The 15,671-nt window shown below is 49.2% G+C and carries 17 protein-coding genes; 2 read left to right on the plus strand and 15 right to left on the minus strand.

The annotated features are described in order from the left end of the window. Positions 1-40 precede the first annotated feature (40 nt). The 5 genes from coaD to pepA are packed head-to-tail and all read right to left on the minus strand — an operon-like array spanning position 41 to position 3,676. On the minus strand, positions 41-517 hold the full coding sequence (coaD, locus tag G6R30_RS04740) for a pantetheine-phosphate adenylyltransferase (protein ID WP_213821989.1): 477 nt from the start codon (positions 515-517) through the stop codon (positions 41-43). Then, a complete protein-coding gene (rsmD, locus tag G6R30_RS04745; protein ID WP_213821991.1) occupies positions 514-1,083 on the minus strand; it encodes a 16S rRNA (guanine(966)-N(2))-methyltransferase RsmD in 570 nt (189 codons plus the stop codon). Before rsmD ends, coaD begins: the two co-directional genes overlap by 4 nt. Then, positions 1,084-1,419, minus strand: a complete 336-nt coding sequence (locus G6R30_RS04750) for a YlbG family protein (RefSeq protein ID WP_213821993.1) — start codon at positions 1,417-1,419, stop codon at positions 1,084-1,086. Then, positions 1,419-2,603 carry an FtsW/RodA/SpoVE family cell cycle protein gene (locus tag G6R30_RS04755; protein ID WP_213821994.1) on the minus strand — a complete coding sequence of 395 codons (1,185 nt, stop codon included), beginning with the start codon at positions 2,601-2,603 and terminating at the stop codon, positions 1,419-1,421. The genes G6R30_RS04750 and G6R30_RS04755 overlap by 1 nt, the downstream gene beginning before the upstream one ends. Then, entirely contained in the window at positions 2,603-3,676 is a 1,074-nt protein-coding gene (gene pepA, locus G6R30_RS04760; protein ID WP_213821995.1) for a glutamyl aminopeptidase, read from the minus strand. Before pepA ends, G6R30_RS04755 begins: the two co-directional genes overlap by 1 nt. Before the next feature lie 293 nt (positions 3,677-3,969). On the opposite strand from pepA, the gene G6R30_RS04765 reads away from it, so the two are divergent. Continuing rightward, positions 3,970-5,277: an NCS2 family permease gene (locus tag G6R30_RS04765; protein ID WP_213821997.1), complete on the plus strand. Its 1,308-nt coding sequence runs from the start codon at positions 3,970-3,972 to the stop codon at positions 5,275-5,277. A 76-nt stretch (positions 5,278-5,353) separates the two neighbouring features. On the opposite strand, the gene G6R30_RS04770 is transcribed toward G6R30_RS04765, so the two are convergent. From G6R30_RS04770 to xseA, 6 genes are all read right to left on the minus strand, one after another. Beyond that, a complete protein-coding gene (locus G6R30_RS04770; protein ID WP_213821999.1) occupies positions 5,354-5,734 on the minus strand; it encodes a hypothetical protein in 381 nt (126 codons plus the stop codon). A 136-nt stretch (positions 5,735-5,870) separates the two neighbouring features. After that, the gene (recN, locus tag G6R30_RS04775; protein ID WP_213822001.1) at positions 5,871-7,562 is read right to left on the minus strand and encodes a DNA repair protein RecN; all 1,692 of its coding nucleotides are present in this window, start codon (positions 7,560-7,562) and stop codon (positions 5,871-5,873) included. Between the two features lie 45 nt (positions 7,563-7,607). Further along, positions 7,608-8,432 (minus strand): TlyA family RNA methyltransferase, encoded by an 825-nt coding sequence (locus tag G6R30_RS04780; RefSeq protein ID WP_213822003.1) that lies wholly within the window; start codon positions 8,430-8,432, stop codon positions 7,608-7,610. Positions 8,433-8,434: 2 nt separating this feature from the next. Next, entirely contained in the window at positions 8,435-9,349 is a 915-nt protein-coding gene (locus G6R30_RS04785; protein ID WP_213822005.1) for a polyprenyl synthetase family protein, read from the minus strand. Then, entirely contained in the window at positions 9,342-9,569 is a 228-nt protein-coding gene (locus G6R30_RS04790) for an exodeoxyribonuclease VII small subunit (protein WP_213822007.1), read from the minus strand. Before G6R30_RS04790 ends, G6R30_RS04785 begins: the two co-directional genes overlap by 8 nt. Further along, the gene (xseA, locus tag G6R30_RS04795; protein WP_213822009.1) at positions 9,562-10,860 is read right to left on the minus strand and encodes an exodeoxyribonuclease VII large subunit; all 1,299 of its coding nucleotides are present in this window, start codon (positions 10,858-10,860) and stop codon (positions 9,562-9,564) included. The genes G6R30_RS04790 and xseA overlap by 8 nt, the downstream gene beginning before the upstream one ends. 432 nt (positions 10,861-11,292) lie before the next feature. Here xseA and G6R30_RS04800 point away from each other — a divergent pair, with 432 nt between their 5' ends. Beyond that, positions 11,293-11,556 carry a hypothetical protein gene (locus G6R30_RS04800; protein WP_213822011.1) on the plus strand — a complete coding sequence of 88 codons (264 nt, stop codon included), beginning with the start codon at positions 11,293-11,295 and terminating at the stop codon, positions 11,554-11,556. A gap of 35 nt (positions 11,557-11,591) precedes the next feature. On the opposite strand, the gene G6R30_RS04805 is transcribed toward G6R30_RS04800, so the two are convergent. The 4 genes from G6R30_RS04805 to glmU all read right to left on the minus strand — a co-directional run bounded on the left by G6R30_RS04805 (position 11,592) and on the right by glmU (position 15,671). After that, positions 11,592-12,089: a hypothetical protein gene (locus G6R30_RS04805; protein WP_213822013.1), complete on the minus strand. Its 498-nt coding sequence runs from the start codon at positions 12,087-12,089 to the stop codon at positions 11,592-11,594. A 99-nt stretch (positions 12,090-12,188) separates the two neighbouring features. Beyond that, positions 12,189-13,532 (minus strand): dihydrolipoyl dehydrogenase family protein, encoded by a 1,344-nt coding sequence (locus G6R30_RS04810; protein ID WP_213822016.1) that lies wholly within the window; start codon positions 13,530-13,532, stop codon positions 12,189-12,191. A 39-nt stretch (positions 13,533-13,571) separates the two neighbouring features. After that, complete coding sequence (locus G6R30_RS04815; RefSeq protein WP_213822018.1) at positions 13,572-14,177, minus strand: YdhK family protein; 606 nt, start codon at positions 14,175-14,177, stop codon at positions 13,572-13,574. Positions 14,178-14,297: 120 nt separating this feature from the next. Beyond that, on the minus strand, positions 14,298-15,671 hold the full coding sequence (glmU, locus tag G6R30_RS04820) for a bifunctional UDP-N-acetylglucosamine diphosphorylase/glucosamine-1-phosphate N-acetyltransferase GlmU (protein WP_213822020.1): 1,374 nt from the start codon (positions 15,669-15,671) through the stop codon (positions 14,298-14,300).

The raw sequence follows: 15,671 nt of genomic DNA on the forward strand, positions 1-15,671 counted from the left end.
CGAAAAAGAAAAAAGCTTCCGAAATTTCGGAAGCTTTTACTTAGTTAAAATGATTTTGCAAGGCATCGACAATCACCGGCGGCACAAAAGCCTCCAAACGATTAGAGGAAAGTTTCGAGATTTCCTTCACCATCGACGACGAGATATTTTGGTTTTCGGGCTTTGCAAAGAGCAAAACCGTTTCAACATCATCTAATACCGAGTTCACCCCGGCAATATCGCGCTCATATTCGAAATCTTTACAATTTCGCAGACCACGCACAATGTATTTAGCACCAACTGATGCCATGTAATCAACCGTCAAGCCATCGATTTGGCCAACCGATACATTGGGCAAATGGGCGACCGCCTGGCGTACCAGTGCCAACCGTTCTTCCGGCTGGAAAAGTCCTTGCTTGTTCGTGTTTTTTCCGACTGCCACGACCAGTTCGTCAAACAGACCGGCCGCTCGCGTGATAATATCCAGATGGCCATTCGTCAACGGATCAAAGGATCCGGGGAAAACTGCTTTTTTCATTCGAACGCTCCTTCCAATTCATAACGATAAAGTGAAACCCGAGTGATGCCGTAATCTTTTTGCTTCAACAAGGTCAATCGTTCGTCGGCCTCCGGAAGGTCAGCAACCTGATCGGATTCAATCATGACCACCGCCCCATCGTTTAACAGGCCGGTCGAAATCATTTTATCGATATCGGCTTTTAACTTTTCCTTCGCATAAGGGGGATCAAGCAGGACCAGGTCAAAGGTCGTGTTTTGATTGGCCAAGCGGCTCAAAGCAGCAGACGCCGCACCCCGAATAACGGTGAAAGAATCAGCCGAGTGGGTTTTTTCAATATTTTTTTCAATCACGGCCAAAGCCGCTGCTTGCTTATCCACCAAAACCGCTTCATCCATCCCCCGCGAAATGGCCTCAATCGCCAGTCCGCCGGTTCCAGCATAAAGATCAAGTACCCGACCGCCAGTCAAATAAGGCATTAACATCGAGAAAATGGCCTCCTTGACTTTATCAGTTGTTGGGCGGGTTGCCCGGCCCTTGACAGCCTCTAAACGCAATCCACCAAATTGTCCAGCAATGACTCGCATCTACTTGTCCTCGTCTACCTGATGATCGGTTGTTGCTTCTGCACTCGCAGCCTGGTTGGCCTGTTCCTGATCATATTCTTCAAAGAAGACATCATCATGTTGGTCACCCAAGTCGGGATCAATATCCGGGCGAGCCGAAGCCTTGACCGTCTTGACAAAACGGTATTTTTTTAATTTAATCACCAGATCATCGGCCTCTTCTTCGTTAACGTACAGGGCCACATAGTGCATCTTATTCGAAATATAAGCGATATCACCAAACTTTTTTAGCTGGTTCACCTGCTTGAGCCCACGCATGTAGACATAGAGGGCCCGTCGTTTTTTCATCTCAAACATTAGTGTTTCAATTCCCTTCGTGCCGCGTCATCTTGCGGATTTGGTCGAGCCGGTTCCTTCCCCTGGGCGGCAATGTTTAAGGCGTAGCCAACGGCTGCCGAGAAGAAAACAAAGGAGGAACCACCCCCAGAAATAAATGGGAAAACCACACCCGTAATCGGCAGGAGGCCTAAGACACCACCCAGGTTAACAAAGGACTGCATAATTAATAGGCCGGCCAAACCATACAAGAATAACCGGTTGTACTGTGACTTTTGCCGGACACCAATCACAACCAAACGACCAATCAAGATCATCATCAAGCCCAAAACGACGACCACTAATACAGCGCCAAGTTCCTCTGCGGCAACCGCCATGATAAAGTCGGTGTTGGATTCCGGCAAGTAAGGCTTAATTAAGGAGTTTCCCAGGCCAACGCCAAAGAGGCCACCGTGAGAAATTGCATAGTAAGAATACAAAAGCTGACGGCTCTGGTCCATATTATACCAGGGATCGACAAAGTTCGATAAACGACGGATGGCATAGGAAGAAGATTCCTTCAAATCAAGGAAGGAAATAATTTCTGGTAAGAAAGCCAAAACGAGGAAAAAAAGCACAACGAGAATGAGGTTGGGCTTTGGCTTCACACCAGAGGAAAGGACCAATAAAGTCAAAACCGCTAAGGTAATGAAAAGGTTTCCAATATCGGGCATGGCCATGGTGATGGCTAGAATGGCGATTGGCCAAAGGAGCTTGACCGGATAGCCTGGCCGCAGCCAAGAACGAATAAAACCAGAAAGTCCCTTTCCAGGTCGCCAGGGGGAAACAGTGAACCAGTGGGCAAAATACAGAATCAAAATGATCTTGGCTAACTCGACTGGTTGCAGCGTCACCGGTCCAAGGTTAATCCAACCGTGCGCACCGTTAACGGCAGGGGCCAAACGGGCAAGAATCAAGAGAATCGTTGTGATGAAAAGCAGCATGTTTAACACCGACTGGGAACGAAGGACTTTTCGATTAATTTTAAAAGTGAAAAAGGCGACCGACCAGCCGACCAGCACAAAAATCGCCTGCTTAGCAAAGGACATCACCGGTGCCAAGTAAGCGTTTTGAGTGGCCGAAAAGACCATGACAATACCAATTAAGGAAAGCACGGCAAAAGGCACGGCAATCCAATAATCCAAACGTTGCAGTTTTTTAAACATTAGAGCCCCACAATATCATCGACAGCCGACCGGTCCAAATTCTTAGCCAGCGCAACAATCAGTTCCCGCGCCGCATCAAAGTCCGGAATTGACCAGACCGTTTCATGCGTGTGAATGTAACGAGAGGCCACCCCAAGGGCAACGGCAGGGATTCCCTGCCCGTATTTCTGAACGGCACCAGCATCGGTTCCACCCTTCGACACAAAGTACTGGTAAGGAATGTGATGGTCCTCTGCCGTTTGCAGAATAAATTCCTTCAAGCGCGGTGACGTCACAACCGTTGGATCGAAAACCCGAATCAAGGTTCCCTGATCCAAAACGCCCTGTCGACCCGTTGTTTGATCAAGGTCATTGGCCGCCGATGAATCCACGGCAAAGAAAAGGTCCGGCTTTTGCTGTTGAACGGCTGGCAATGCGCCACGCAAACCAACTTCTTCTTGCGTGTTGGCGCCCATGATCAGCGTATTGGGCGTTTGAACGCCCTGTAAATCCGTCAAAGCCGACAAAATGGCTGAAAGGCCAAACCGGTTGTCATAAGCTTTTGACAAGCCACGGTTCGGGTTGGCCATGCGGATGGTTTTCGTCTCAGGCACAATAAAGTCGCCAGGCCGAACGCCAAAGGCTTCCGCCTGTTCCTTTGATTCAAAACCGGCGTCAAAGAGAATGTCATCGATGGTTAAGGCTGCTGCACCAGCAGCCTTGCCCCGTAGTAAGTGTGGGGCAATGGAAGACGAGACAACCGGGTATTGGCCGGTTTTTGTAAAGAGGGTAAAGCGATGGGCAGGAACCGTCATTGGATTCCAACCGCCAAGGGCAACCACTTGCAAGGCCCCGGTTGGCAAAATCGACGAAACCATGAAACCAACCTCATCCAAGTGAGCAGCAAACATGATACGCGGATCCGCTGCATTCCCCTCCTTGATACCAAAGAGACCGCCCATCCCGTTTTTTTCAACTCGATCAACGAGCGGCTTTAGATCTTTTTCAAAGGTCGCCCGGACGGCGTCTTCTTGACCGGAAGTCCCCTGTAATTCCGTGTAGGTCACGATTCGTTCCCATGTCTGTTGATCCATCCGCTGGTCCCCCTCAATTTCATTTAATACCTTATTATAGCCCAGCCAATGGTAAGCGGCAAAGGCCCATCCTGCAATTTCTTCTTCAATGCCAACTCGACGAGTGGCCAGTCCAGTAAAAGAAAGCAGAGAGAGCAATTTTCACCATTAGATAAGAGTAAAAATAAGAACGTTTTATAAAATTAATGATTATTGTTCGCTTTTTACGCCATATTTTCTCATTTTTATCCAGACAAGTCCGTTTATTCTTGTTAAACTAGTCAAGTAGTCATTTAGCAAAAGAGGAGTCGTTTATGTCACGAATTGCATCTTACTTCCAGTTTGAAAAACTGGGTACTTCCTTTAAAAAGGAAGTCACTGCCGGACTCACCACCTTTGTGGCCATGTCCTACATTTTGTTTTTGAACCCCAACGTCTTGGCTGCTGCCGGTATGGACAAGGGAGCGGTCTTTACCGCTTCAGCCATTGCCGCCGCAACGGCCACCATCTTTATGGGGCTGGTCGCCAAATATCCAATCGCCATTGCCCCCGGGCTTGGCGTGAACGCCTATTTCGCCTATTCAGTCGTTATTGGGATGAAGGTCTCTTGGCAAACGGCGATGGCTGGTATCTTGGTCGCCGCCTTGATTTTCTTAGTGCTGACACTCACGCACATCCGTGAAAAAATCATCGACGCCATTCCTTATAACTTGCGAATCGCCATCGCTGCTGGTATTGGCCTGTTCATCGCCTTCATCGGCTTGCACAACGCGGGCTTGATCGTTGCCAACGCGGATACCATGGTCGCCATGGGCACGTTGACGAAGGGCACGACTTTGTTAGCCATCTTCGGCATTGCCCTGACCTTGATTTTATTAGTTAAAAAAGTCCCAGCCGCCATCTTCTTCGGAATGGTCGGAACGGCAGTCGTTGGGATTATCTTCGGCCAAATCGCTTTGCCTGGTTCCGTTGTTGCCAGCGCCCCTTCAATGGCGCCAACATTTGGTCAAGCTTGGTCACACCTTGGCGATATCAACAGTTTCGAAATGATCATTGTCGCATTGACTTTCTTAATTGTCGTCTTCTTCGATACAGCGGGTACCTTGATTGGTTTGACCGAACAGGCCGGCCTACTTGAAAACGGCAAGATGCCACGTGCTGGTAAGGCCTTGATGGCTGATGCCGTCGGGATGACGGTCGGGGCAACACTGGGAACATCCCCAACCTCTGCCTTCGTTGAATCCTCTTCGGGTATTGCCGTTGGTGGTCGCTCAGGCTTCACCTCAATTGTGACCGGGATTCTCTTCATCCTGGCCCTCTTCTTCTCCCCATTGCTTTCGGTTGTGACTTCTCAAGTCACCGCCCCCGCTTTGATTGTTGTCGGCATCATGATGGCCGGTAACTTGAAGAAGATTCAATGGGAAGACATGGCCATCGCAGCGCCAGCCTTTCTCATTGTCATTGGCATGCCACTGACTTATTCGATCTCAGATGGTATCGCCCTGGGCTTTATCGCCTACCCAATCACGATGATTGCGGCCAAGCGAGCAAAAGAAGTCAACGTATTGATGTACCTCTTAGCCATTATCTTCGTGGCCTTTCTCTTCTATACCCATCGCTAAACAACGAAAAGTCCGACCGGATATCCGGTCGGACTTTTTTTAATTTGTTAAGGTCTTTTCGAAAGACAAAAAATCGCTAATTCTTTGTAAAGTATTCTTTATGCTGATTCACTTCGAGATAAAACTTCTGGCGGCCCTGCACGAACCGGCCCTTATATTGCTTGCCAGCCACCGTTACAGTCAGTTGCTGCCCGTTTAAATCATAGGAACCGTGTGTCCAACGATCCGCTTTGGCAAGGTTGGTGACGACATCTTCATTATGAAAGTCAATGGTGTCCGTTAGAAAATGCCGGTTTTCTTTGGCAACGGCCGCATAACTACCGGACAGTCGTGTGACCTGATGCGTTACCAACAAACCGAGGCCCAAGAGAACAACAAAGCCCAGAAAAAAACCCGTTTTTGATGGTCGATAGCGCTCGTTAAAACTAAGATTCACTTCTTCGATACGACGAAACATCCGGCTCTCCCTTCAAAGAGTCACTTTATATCACCATGATACATGATTAACAAGAAACAACAAGTCACAAATCTGTGAAATAAGCCGGCAATCAAAAAAGAATGTCTGAGCGACATTCTTTTTTTGAGTATGAACGTTATCGACCGGCATTTTCACGCAAATCACGCGCATTGGCCAAGGCGGCCTCGGTCATTTCGTTTCCAGAAAGCATCATCGCAACGGCGGCATCGCGGTCCTTTTCTGCTAAATCCTTGACATGGGTGACCGTTCGTTCCTCTTCCGTGGACTTTTCAATCAGGAAATGATGGTCAGCAGCAGCAGCCACTTGTGGCAAATGCGTAATGGCCAAAACCTGTGTTTGTGCCGAGATGGCCCGCATCTTTTGTGCGATGGCCGAACCAACCCGACCTGACACCCCGGTGTCAATTTCATCAAAGACAACCGTTGATAAGCCTTGTTGGGCAATGAAGACCGTCTTCAAAGCCAGCATCAGCCGGGAAGCTTCACCACCTGAGGCGGCTTTTTCGAGCGCTTTGACCCCCTCACCCTTGTTAGTCTGCACCTGGAAAGTGACCCGGTCACTACCACTTGGTAAGAAACCTTCAACGGGTTCAAAGGCCACTTGGAAGAAGGCGTCCTTCATCAACAAGTCCGCTAATTCCTGGTTGACCGCTTCCTCTAGCTTTTTGGCGACCCGTTCTCGGCCTTCGTGAAGGCGTGTTGCAGCCGCTTGAATCTTTGCCTTCATCTTTTCTTTTTCGGTCGTTAACTGATCAATATCGAGCGAACCGCCATCCAAAGCAGCCAGATCAGCCTCAACTCGTTTTTGAAAGGCCAGCACTTCGTCAACGGTTTCACCATACTTACGCTTCAGTTGGTGGATCACCTGCAGACGGTCGTCAATTTTGACCAAGGCACCTTCGTCAAAGGAAAGATTGGCAACGGACTCGTCTAACTCACGGCCTGCATCTTGTGCGGCATAATAGGCCTCGGATAGTGACTGGGCCAAATTTTCATAGCTCTTATCAAAGGAGGCCGCCGTACTTAAGGCATTGTTAGCAGCCGCCAACAAATCAACGGCCCCACCTTCCAATCCAGGATTCAAGGCCTGCTGTGCTTGATCGAGCGAATCCGCAATTTTCTTGTGGTTGGCAAGTTTTGCCCGTTCCGCCAAAAGCTCTTCTTCTTCACCAGCTTGCAAATTGGCGTTTTTCAGTTCCTCTGCTTGAAAAGTCAACAGGTCCAGTCGCTGGTTGAAATCCTGGGCCTGACTTTGGACTTGTTTTAAACGTAAAGCAAGGGAACGGTAAGCAGTAAAGTAATGGTCATATTCGGCCTTGGCCTGCTTCAATGAGGCATCCGCAAAGTCGTCGAGCAAGCTGAGATGGGAATCCGGATTCAACAAAAGTGAGGTATCGTGTTGCCCTTGGATTTCGACCAGCATGGCCCCTAGTTCAGCTAAGAGTTTCAAGGGGACAATCGTTCCGTTGATCCGCGAAACCGACCGGCCCTTTTGGTTAAACTCCCGGTAAATGACGGCTTGCCCATCCGAAACGTCAATGCCCGCCTCTTCAAAAGCGCCCAGCTGCTTTGCTTGTTGCTCTTTTTTCCCGTCATCCAGTGAAAAAACAGCCTGCAAGACGGCTTTCTCCGCCCCTTTGCGGATCATTTCCGTACTGGCACGGCCTCCGGTTAGCATGGCCAGGGCATCGATAATAATGGACTTTCCAGCACCGGTTTCCCCAGTTAGGACCGTCAAATGATCATCAAAGGCCAGTTCGACCGAATCGATAATGGCAAAATTTTCAATGACAAGTTGTTCCAGCATCCCCTGCCTCCAAACAAATGATCTACACGTTGCACGATGACTTTGTTAGCCTTCTTGGTCTAATTGGCCGTGAGCAGCTTCGATGACTTGATCACTCGACACCGTTTCGGCAATCGCCGCATCATCACTGCGTGATAACCAGGCCAAAAACTCAATGTTTCCTTGACCGCCCTTAATTGGCGAAAAGGTTAGCCCCTTTACCGAGAAGCCGTTTTCGACCATCATCGGTAAAGTCTTTTCCAACACGAGGCGGTGAACGGCTGGGTCCTTAATGATCCCGTGCTTGCCAACCAGTTCGCGACCAGCCTCAAACTGCGGCTTAATTAAGGCAGCGACCTCGCCACCCTTTGCTAAGATATCTTTCAAAGTCGGTAAGATAAGTGACAGCGAAATGAAGGAAACGTCAATCGTTGCCCGTGTTGGCTGCCCCTCCATAAAGTCCGCCAACTTCGCATAGCGGAAGTTCGTGTTCTCCATGACGGTCACCCGCTCATCGATTCGCAACTTCCAAGCTAACTGATTGGTTCCAACATCCAAAGCATAGACGTGCTTCGCCCCGTTTTGAAGCGAAACATCGGTAAAGCCACCAGTCGAAGAGCCAATGTCCAAGACGATTTGGTCGGCCATCGCCATACCAAAAGTCTCGATTGCTTTCACTAATTTATAGCCGCCACGCGACACAAAGGGCAGTGGCCGCCCCTTAAAATGCAATTCGGTTGTGACCGGAATTTTCTGTCCGGCCTTGTCCAAACGTTCTTCGTTTTCACCAAGAATCTGGCCAGCCATCACGGCGCGCTTGGCTTGTTCACGCGAAGTAAACAGCCCCTGCTGGACAAGTAAAATATCAACACGTTCTTTTGCAACTGCCATTGCTATGCTCCAATTAAATCAATCAAATCTGTGAGTAAGGCGGGATTAAAGCGGTCATCGTATACCTTTAATTCATCCAAGGTTTCATGGGCTTGGTCAAGTAATTCAGCCACCATTTCCTTAGACTCTTTTAGCCCATAGAAACGCACAAAGGAAACCACATCTTCCTTAACATCTTGTTCATAATCGTCGATGTCGTCTTGAATCTGGAAAATGATGCCGAGCTTCGTGGCGTATCGTTCTAACTTGTCGAGCGCTTCCTGGTCCAATCCCAGATAGTGCCCACCAATTAAGGCAGCAGCTACTAGCAAATCCGCCGTCTTCATCTGATAGACCTTCATCAAGTTCGAAAAAGCTTCCAAACGTTCCATCGAACCGACTTCGCCAATCCCCTTTGAGTCGTGGTTGCGCATGTCTAAGACCTGGCCGTAGACCATCCCGAAAGCACCCGACCGATTGGCCAAAGTCGCCACCATCTTGACTTTTTGTTCGGCAGAAACCGCCGTCAAAGAAGACAAAATGGCATAGGCATTACCCTGCAAGGCATCCCCAACAAGGACCGCCAAAGCTGGGCCATACTTGGCATGCATCGATAATTGGCCACGTCGGTAGGCATCGTTATCCATCGCTGGCAAATCGTCGTGTACCAACGAATAAGCATGGACCCATTCAAGTGCAGAAGCAGCCCTCACCGCCTGATCATCAATCGGCTGACCAAAGGAATCGATCACGGCTAAGGCCAAAAGTGGGCGCAAACGCTTACCGGGTGTTAAGAGCGCATATTGGAGGGCCTGCTCATAGGCCGAATCCGGCTCATAATTCGAAATCAGTGCCTCGTTGGGTTTTGTTGTTTCGTCAACCAGGGCCTGGTCGATTTGCCCCTTATAGCGCTTGATAAAATATCGAAACTCAGTCATTGTTCGTTAATTCCAAATCCGTCATGGAACCATCGTCTTGCATGACTTTTGCCAAAGTCTTTTCGGCCTCAGCCAAAGTCTTTTGCAAGTCCTTTGCTAGTGTGACCCCGGTCTTAAAGTCGGCCAAGGCCGTCTCGAGCGGACGGTCACCCTTTTCAAGAGCCGTCACGATTTGGTCCAATTGCTTTAACTTCTCTTCAAATGTTGCCTGTTCAGTCATGTTTTTCTCCTAAAATCTTCGCCGTTAACTGGCCGTCAGCAAAGGTCAAATCCACCGGTTGCCCAGCGGCTAAATCAGTCGTTGCTTTCACGACCTGACCCTTCTCATCCCGTACAATGGTATAACCAGAAGAAAGAATCTTTAGTGGCGAGACCAAATCCAGTTTGGCCGCCGATAAGGCCAAGTGTTCCTGATAGGGGCGTAACAGTTGCCCCTTTTGCTGGAAGAGGCGTTCACGCAAGGCCTGCTCTTGGTACTTGTCCTGTTCCGTTTTACGAGAAAAGGCCTGAAGCAAGCGCTTCTCAAGCGAATCAACTTCCTGCTGATAGGCTGCGTATAGCCGATCCGGCTGTTTCATAATGGGGCGGTCAATGACATATTTCAAATCTTGCTGCTTCTTTTGAATGAGCTTTTGCCCCGCCAGATTTAAACGGGCAGATAGCTCCAAGACCCGATCCAGTAAGTTCTGCTTTGAAATGGGCGTCGCTAATTCGGCCGCGGCTGTTGGCGTCGCGGCTCGCTGATCAGCGACCAAATCAACCAGGGTATTATCCGTTTCGTGCCCAACAGAGGCAATAATGGGCGTCTTCAACGCCGCCACCCGACGAACAAGGGCCTCATCGTTGAAGGCCCAAAGGTCTTCAATCGACCCACCCCCACGACCAATGATTACCGTGTCAAAGCCGAGTTGATCAACTCGTTCCAGTTGTTTCAACAGGGAGGGAACGGCGCCATCCCCTTGGACTACTGCGGGTAAGAGAACAACTTGGGCCTGTGGCAGCCGGCGTTCCACCGTCTTGGCCACGTCTTCCACAACTGCTCCCGTTGGTGATGTAATGACCGCTATTTTCTTTGGCAATGCCGGAATTGGCCGCTTTGGCGCCGTAAACAAGCCTTCTTTTGACAGCTTATCTTTTAACTGCTGTAAGGCCAAAAACAAATCACCAACACCAGCCGGTGTCATTTGTTCCAGAATAATCGAGTAGGAACCGGCTGGTTCGTATAGTTGCACACGGCCAACCGCCTGGACCTTCATTCCCTCTTCCGGCTCAAACTTTAAGCGGGAGGCGTAAGAAAACATGGCAGCACGAATCACTGCCTTCTCTTCCGGATCCTTAATCGAAAAGTAAAGGTGGCGGGAGCGGCGATTCCCAAGGTTGGAAATTTCACCCGTCAGATAGACCTTCCCCAGGTGGGGATCCCGATCAAACTTGGCACTCAAATATTTCGTTAACGCTGAAACGCTGACGTACTGTGATTGATCCACAAAAGTCCCTCCCAAACAATGCATTACTTTCTTTATTATATCAGAAAGCCGAGTTCTTTTAGGACAGTAAAAAAGGGCGAACCGTAGTTCGCCCTTAGTTTGGCATGCCGAATTCGCTTCGACGGGCGGTTTGATTCAGTCACGAACCAAACAAGTCTTGCGTCACCCTAGCTTGCGCTAGTAGTCATGGTGAGAAATGGCAGTTCCACAACAACCAAAACACCTGCACCAAATCCGTGGCTTGGAATTTAATCCGAGCAGGCCGCGTGAGCGTCCTAAAAGACGCGTTCGACTCATCGCATACCTTTATTATGCCAGCTCAAGTCCTAAAATGCAAGCCGCACGACTTTCATGCTTGTGCAAAGGTTTTTGGCACAAGCCGACGGAAAAGGTCGCAGCATCCCTTAAAGCTCTCGGCACTGCCGGCGCTTTACATTTACGAAAAAGGCCCTCATAATGAAGGCTATGATTATCATTCAAAAAATCCAAACAAAAGAACTAAAGGCCATTGGCCCAGCCGAAGTCAAGGAATGGGACGACTTGGCCATTCCTGAAAACGACTTTATCGATAAGAAAGCCCTCGTGGCCGCTGTCATCGAGGCCTACGACCTTGGCGAACTCGAGACCTTTTCCCACATCGCTTCGCCAAGTGTTTTGAAGGCCACCGTGGAAAAAGATGGTCAATCCTACCACTTATCCGGTAAAATCCACCAAGAATAAAAAGGCAGCCCTTCAACAAAAGGGCTGCTTTTTTCTTACTTTTCTTCTTTTTCGTCATCCGATGACGCTGCTTCGGATGCTGCTTCTTCCTGGTTTGTTCGAATCTGATCCAAGAGCTCAGCAAAGCGTTGGGCCGCTTTTGCCGTCACGGAATCAGGATCATCGAGATAGGCCGACAGCGAGGCCAGCTTCTCAATTTTCAAAGCTGATTTCGTCACGTTGGCATCATCAACAATCAGATAAACTGCCAACTCGTAGGCCTGATCAACGTAAACCAGCTTCTTTTCCTGATTTTTGTATCGTAGGGGTAAGTTAATGACGTTTAATTCCAAAGACAAAGTCGTGCCCCCTTGTTCAATACCACCCTCAATATCCAGGGCGGCACGAGCAGGTTCTTCATTTTTGGCCAACTCGGCAAAGGCGGCAAAGAGAGCATCCAAGTCGACGGCCTGTCCCTCAGGATTGGCCATGACTCTGTCCTGATAAGACTGATTGTCGACCAAGTCGACGATGTTTTCACCTGATAATTCCATGAAGTTCTCCTTTGCTTAACAAAAAGAGTATAGCATAGGGCTGCGACCTGCAAAAGACAAAAACCGACGCTTTTCATAAAAAGCGTCGGTTCTTTTGGATTAGACCAGTGGCAAGCGCCGTTGGAGCGTATAGGCAATGGAAGGGAAAACATAAACAAAGTCGTTCAGTTCTTCCTTGGTCAACGCCATCTGGACATAGGGCACAATCGTGTTAATTGTTTCTTCGGCAGCATTGGCCATTTCAGCCGCACCGACCAAACGGTCCGTTTGGCAATCAAAAATTAGGGCCAGTTTAGCACCCTGCTCGTTTTCGACTTGGCGGTACCAGTCGCCATCATACGAAGCAGAAACCACCTCATATTGTTCAGGCTTGGCCTTAGCTTCATCCAAGTGAACCCCCACTTGGGCAATCCGCGGCGAAGTGAAGACAATCTCAGAAATTGCTGGATAAGCAATGGGACCTTCGTTTGTTCCCATGAACTTGGCCGCTAAGTAACGTGATTCAAAAGCCGCCGTTGGCGTCAACTTCGGAATGCTTTTATCAAGGGCATCCCCAGCAGCAAAGATGTTGGGCACATTGGTTTGTAGGTATTCATTCACTTCAATGCCACGCGCGTTGGCTTTGACACCAGCTGCTTCCAGATTCAATTGATCGTGATTAGGAATCCGACCCGTTGCATCCAAGACATAATCTGTTGTCAGCTGGAATTCCTTTGGCCCAAACAAAGTCAGGCTGCCATCCGCGTTCTTTTCCGCCTTGGCCACATTCATGTCCGGGATAAAGCGGACGCCAGACTGTTTCAAGTCCGCTTGGACCGAAGCCACATATTCCTTAGGGAATTGCTTCAAGATCTGATTACCACGGGTAATCACGTCGACTTTGGCACCGACTGCTGAAGCAATGGTAGCAAATTCAATGGCCACAAAGCCGCCACCCAAGATGGTCACGTGTTCGGGCATGTGTGGTAATGAAAGAAAATCCGTGGAGTTGGCAAAGTTTTCTGCTCCAGGAATGTTCAGACGGTGGGGACGCAGACCGGTTGCAATCACAATTTTATTTGCCGTGACGGTCTTTTCGCCAACCCGAACGGTATGGGCATCGACAAATTCCGCATGGCCATGAATGGTTGTGATCCCGGCCTTATCCAGTCGGTCCTTTCCGTGCTGGTCCTGTGGCACAATTAACTCGTGCTTGTGTGCCATCAGATCTTCCCAATTAACCGTTGGAACACCTTCCAGGCCGCGGCCTTGGAGGGCTTTTATCTGGTCGATCAACTGCAACGGCTTGTCCAAAATAATTTTGGCATTGCAGCCTTTGTTGGAACAAACACCACCATACTGGGATTCTTCAATGACCCCAATCTTGACACCGGTTTTGGCTAGCGGTACGGCCCCGTTCCATGTTGCCTGACCTGAGCCAATGTAAAGCACTGAAAAATCCATTCTGTTGCTCCTTTCAAAAAACCTTATCTATTCTCTATTCTAGCGAGCTTTAATCTCGGATTCAACCAAGTACTTGTGGTTCATCACCATGGAACCACCGTTTGTTGGTTGGTAGTTAACGGCGTAAGCTGGTCCGTCAACCACCTTTGTAATCGTCGCCTTAGCCCCCTTCATGTTGGCCATGTGCGCACTGGCGATTGTCACAGCATCACCCTTCTTGTGGTCCTTCATGTCTTCAAAGTCGTCCTTTGTTAGCCACTTGTGACCCGTTACCTTTTTACCACCGTTTGTTGGCTGGTAAGTAACTTCATAGAGCTTTGTATCATAAACTGCTGCAACGCTTCCTTCAGCGCCCTTCATACCCGTCATGTGATCGGCCTCCAACGTAATTGCCGAGCCAACTGGATACTTTGGATTTTCAGCGGTCTTCAAGTTGGTTGGCAGGCTCTCATCCATCTTCATGGACGACATGTCCATGCTTGATGACGAAGACATTGACATGGAAGACGAAGAGGACATCGACATGTTTTTCATGGAATGGTCACCTTTACTTTTGCCATTGTGTCCGGCAATGGCAAAACCGGCCGCAACACCAGCAGCAATCACGACAATAGCAGAAATCAACGCAACAGCTTTCTTATTCATCATTCACTCCTTTAAGTATTGGTATAGTTGTAATAAGAACTAAAAAAAGTATACCACAAAATGATTTCCTGACAAGTCAGCACAAAAAAAGAGGACTGTCAGAACAGTCCTCAACATTTCTTATTTCTTATGTGGCATCCGATCCCAGAAATTTTCCTTATTGGTCTGGCGCGAACGGGCAATCCCCATCGCGTGTTTTTGGATGTCATTCGTAATCGTTGATCCCGCAGCCGTAATGGCTTCGTCCTCAATCGTTACTGGCGCAATAATTTTGGTGTTCGACCCGATAAAGGCCCGGTCACCCACCTGACTATCGAACTTGTGCACCCCATCATAGTTCACAAAAATCGTGCCGGCGCCAATGTTCACATCTTCGCCGAGCGTTGCGTTACCAACGTAGGAAAGGTGGCCGACTTTGGAACGATGCCCAACCGTCGCCTTCTTCACTTCAACAAAGTTCCCCAAGTGGGCTTCGTCTTCAATGACGGCTGCCGGACGCAAATGGGCGTATGGGCCAATCGTCGTATGGTTTTTAACCTGTGCTTCTTCAAAGTGCGAAGAAGTAATCACATTGCCATCCCCAATGGTCGAATCGGAAATCCGCGTCCCCGCCGTCAACACGTTATCGCGCCCGATCACCGTTTTGCCCGTCAGTGTCACGTTTCCCTCAATCACCGTATCTTGTCCGATTTGAACGTCCGCTTCGATGTAGGTTTGGCCTGGTGCCAATAATTCGACGCCGTTTCGCATATGGCCTTCGTTAATCCGGCCGCGCATAATTTCATTTGCCTTGGCCAGGGCCATCCGGTCGTTGACACCCAAGGACTCAAAGAAATCCATGGTCTCATAGGCGCCAATTGGTTGACCCGACTCACGCAAAATATCAAGGGTATCGGGGAGGTAGTACTCACCTTGGGCATTATCGTTACCGACTTTTGCCAGGGCCTGGAAGAGCAATTCGTTATCAAAGACGTAAACACCCGTGTTGATTTCTTGAATGCGGCGTTCCGTAATGGAGGCGTCCTTTTGTTCCACAATCTTTAAGACCATGCCCTCATCGTCTCGAACGATTCGGCCATAGCCAGTCGGATCATCGGCGTGGGCCGTCAAAACCGTCACCGCCGCTTTCGTGCGCGCGTGTTCTTCAAGCAACGCTTCCAAGGTCTTCGTTGTAAAAAGTGGCGTATCACCGGAAAGAATCAGGGTTGCGCCCTTGGCAGTCCCCAACAACGGCTTCGTTTGCAAGACTGCGTGCCCCGTCCCAAGTTGCTTTTCTTGCACAACAAAGTCCGAACGACCCGTTAAATGTTCCTGCACCTTTTCGGCCCCAACACCCGTCACCGTCAAAATCTTTTCAGGTGCCAGGGGTTCAACAGCCGAAATCACCCAGTCAACCATGGCTTTTCCAGCCACTTCATGCAACACTTTTGGCAGGTTCGACTTCATTCGCGAGCCGTTCCCAGCCGCTAAAATAACGACGTTTGTTCCTTCCAT

The organism is Fructobacillus parabroussonetiae, assembly GCF_018437265.1.
GTDB lineage: Bacteria > Bacillota > Bacilli > Lactobacillales > Lactobacillaceae > Fructobacillus > Fructobacillus parabroussonetiae.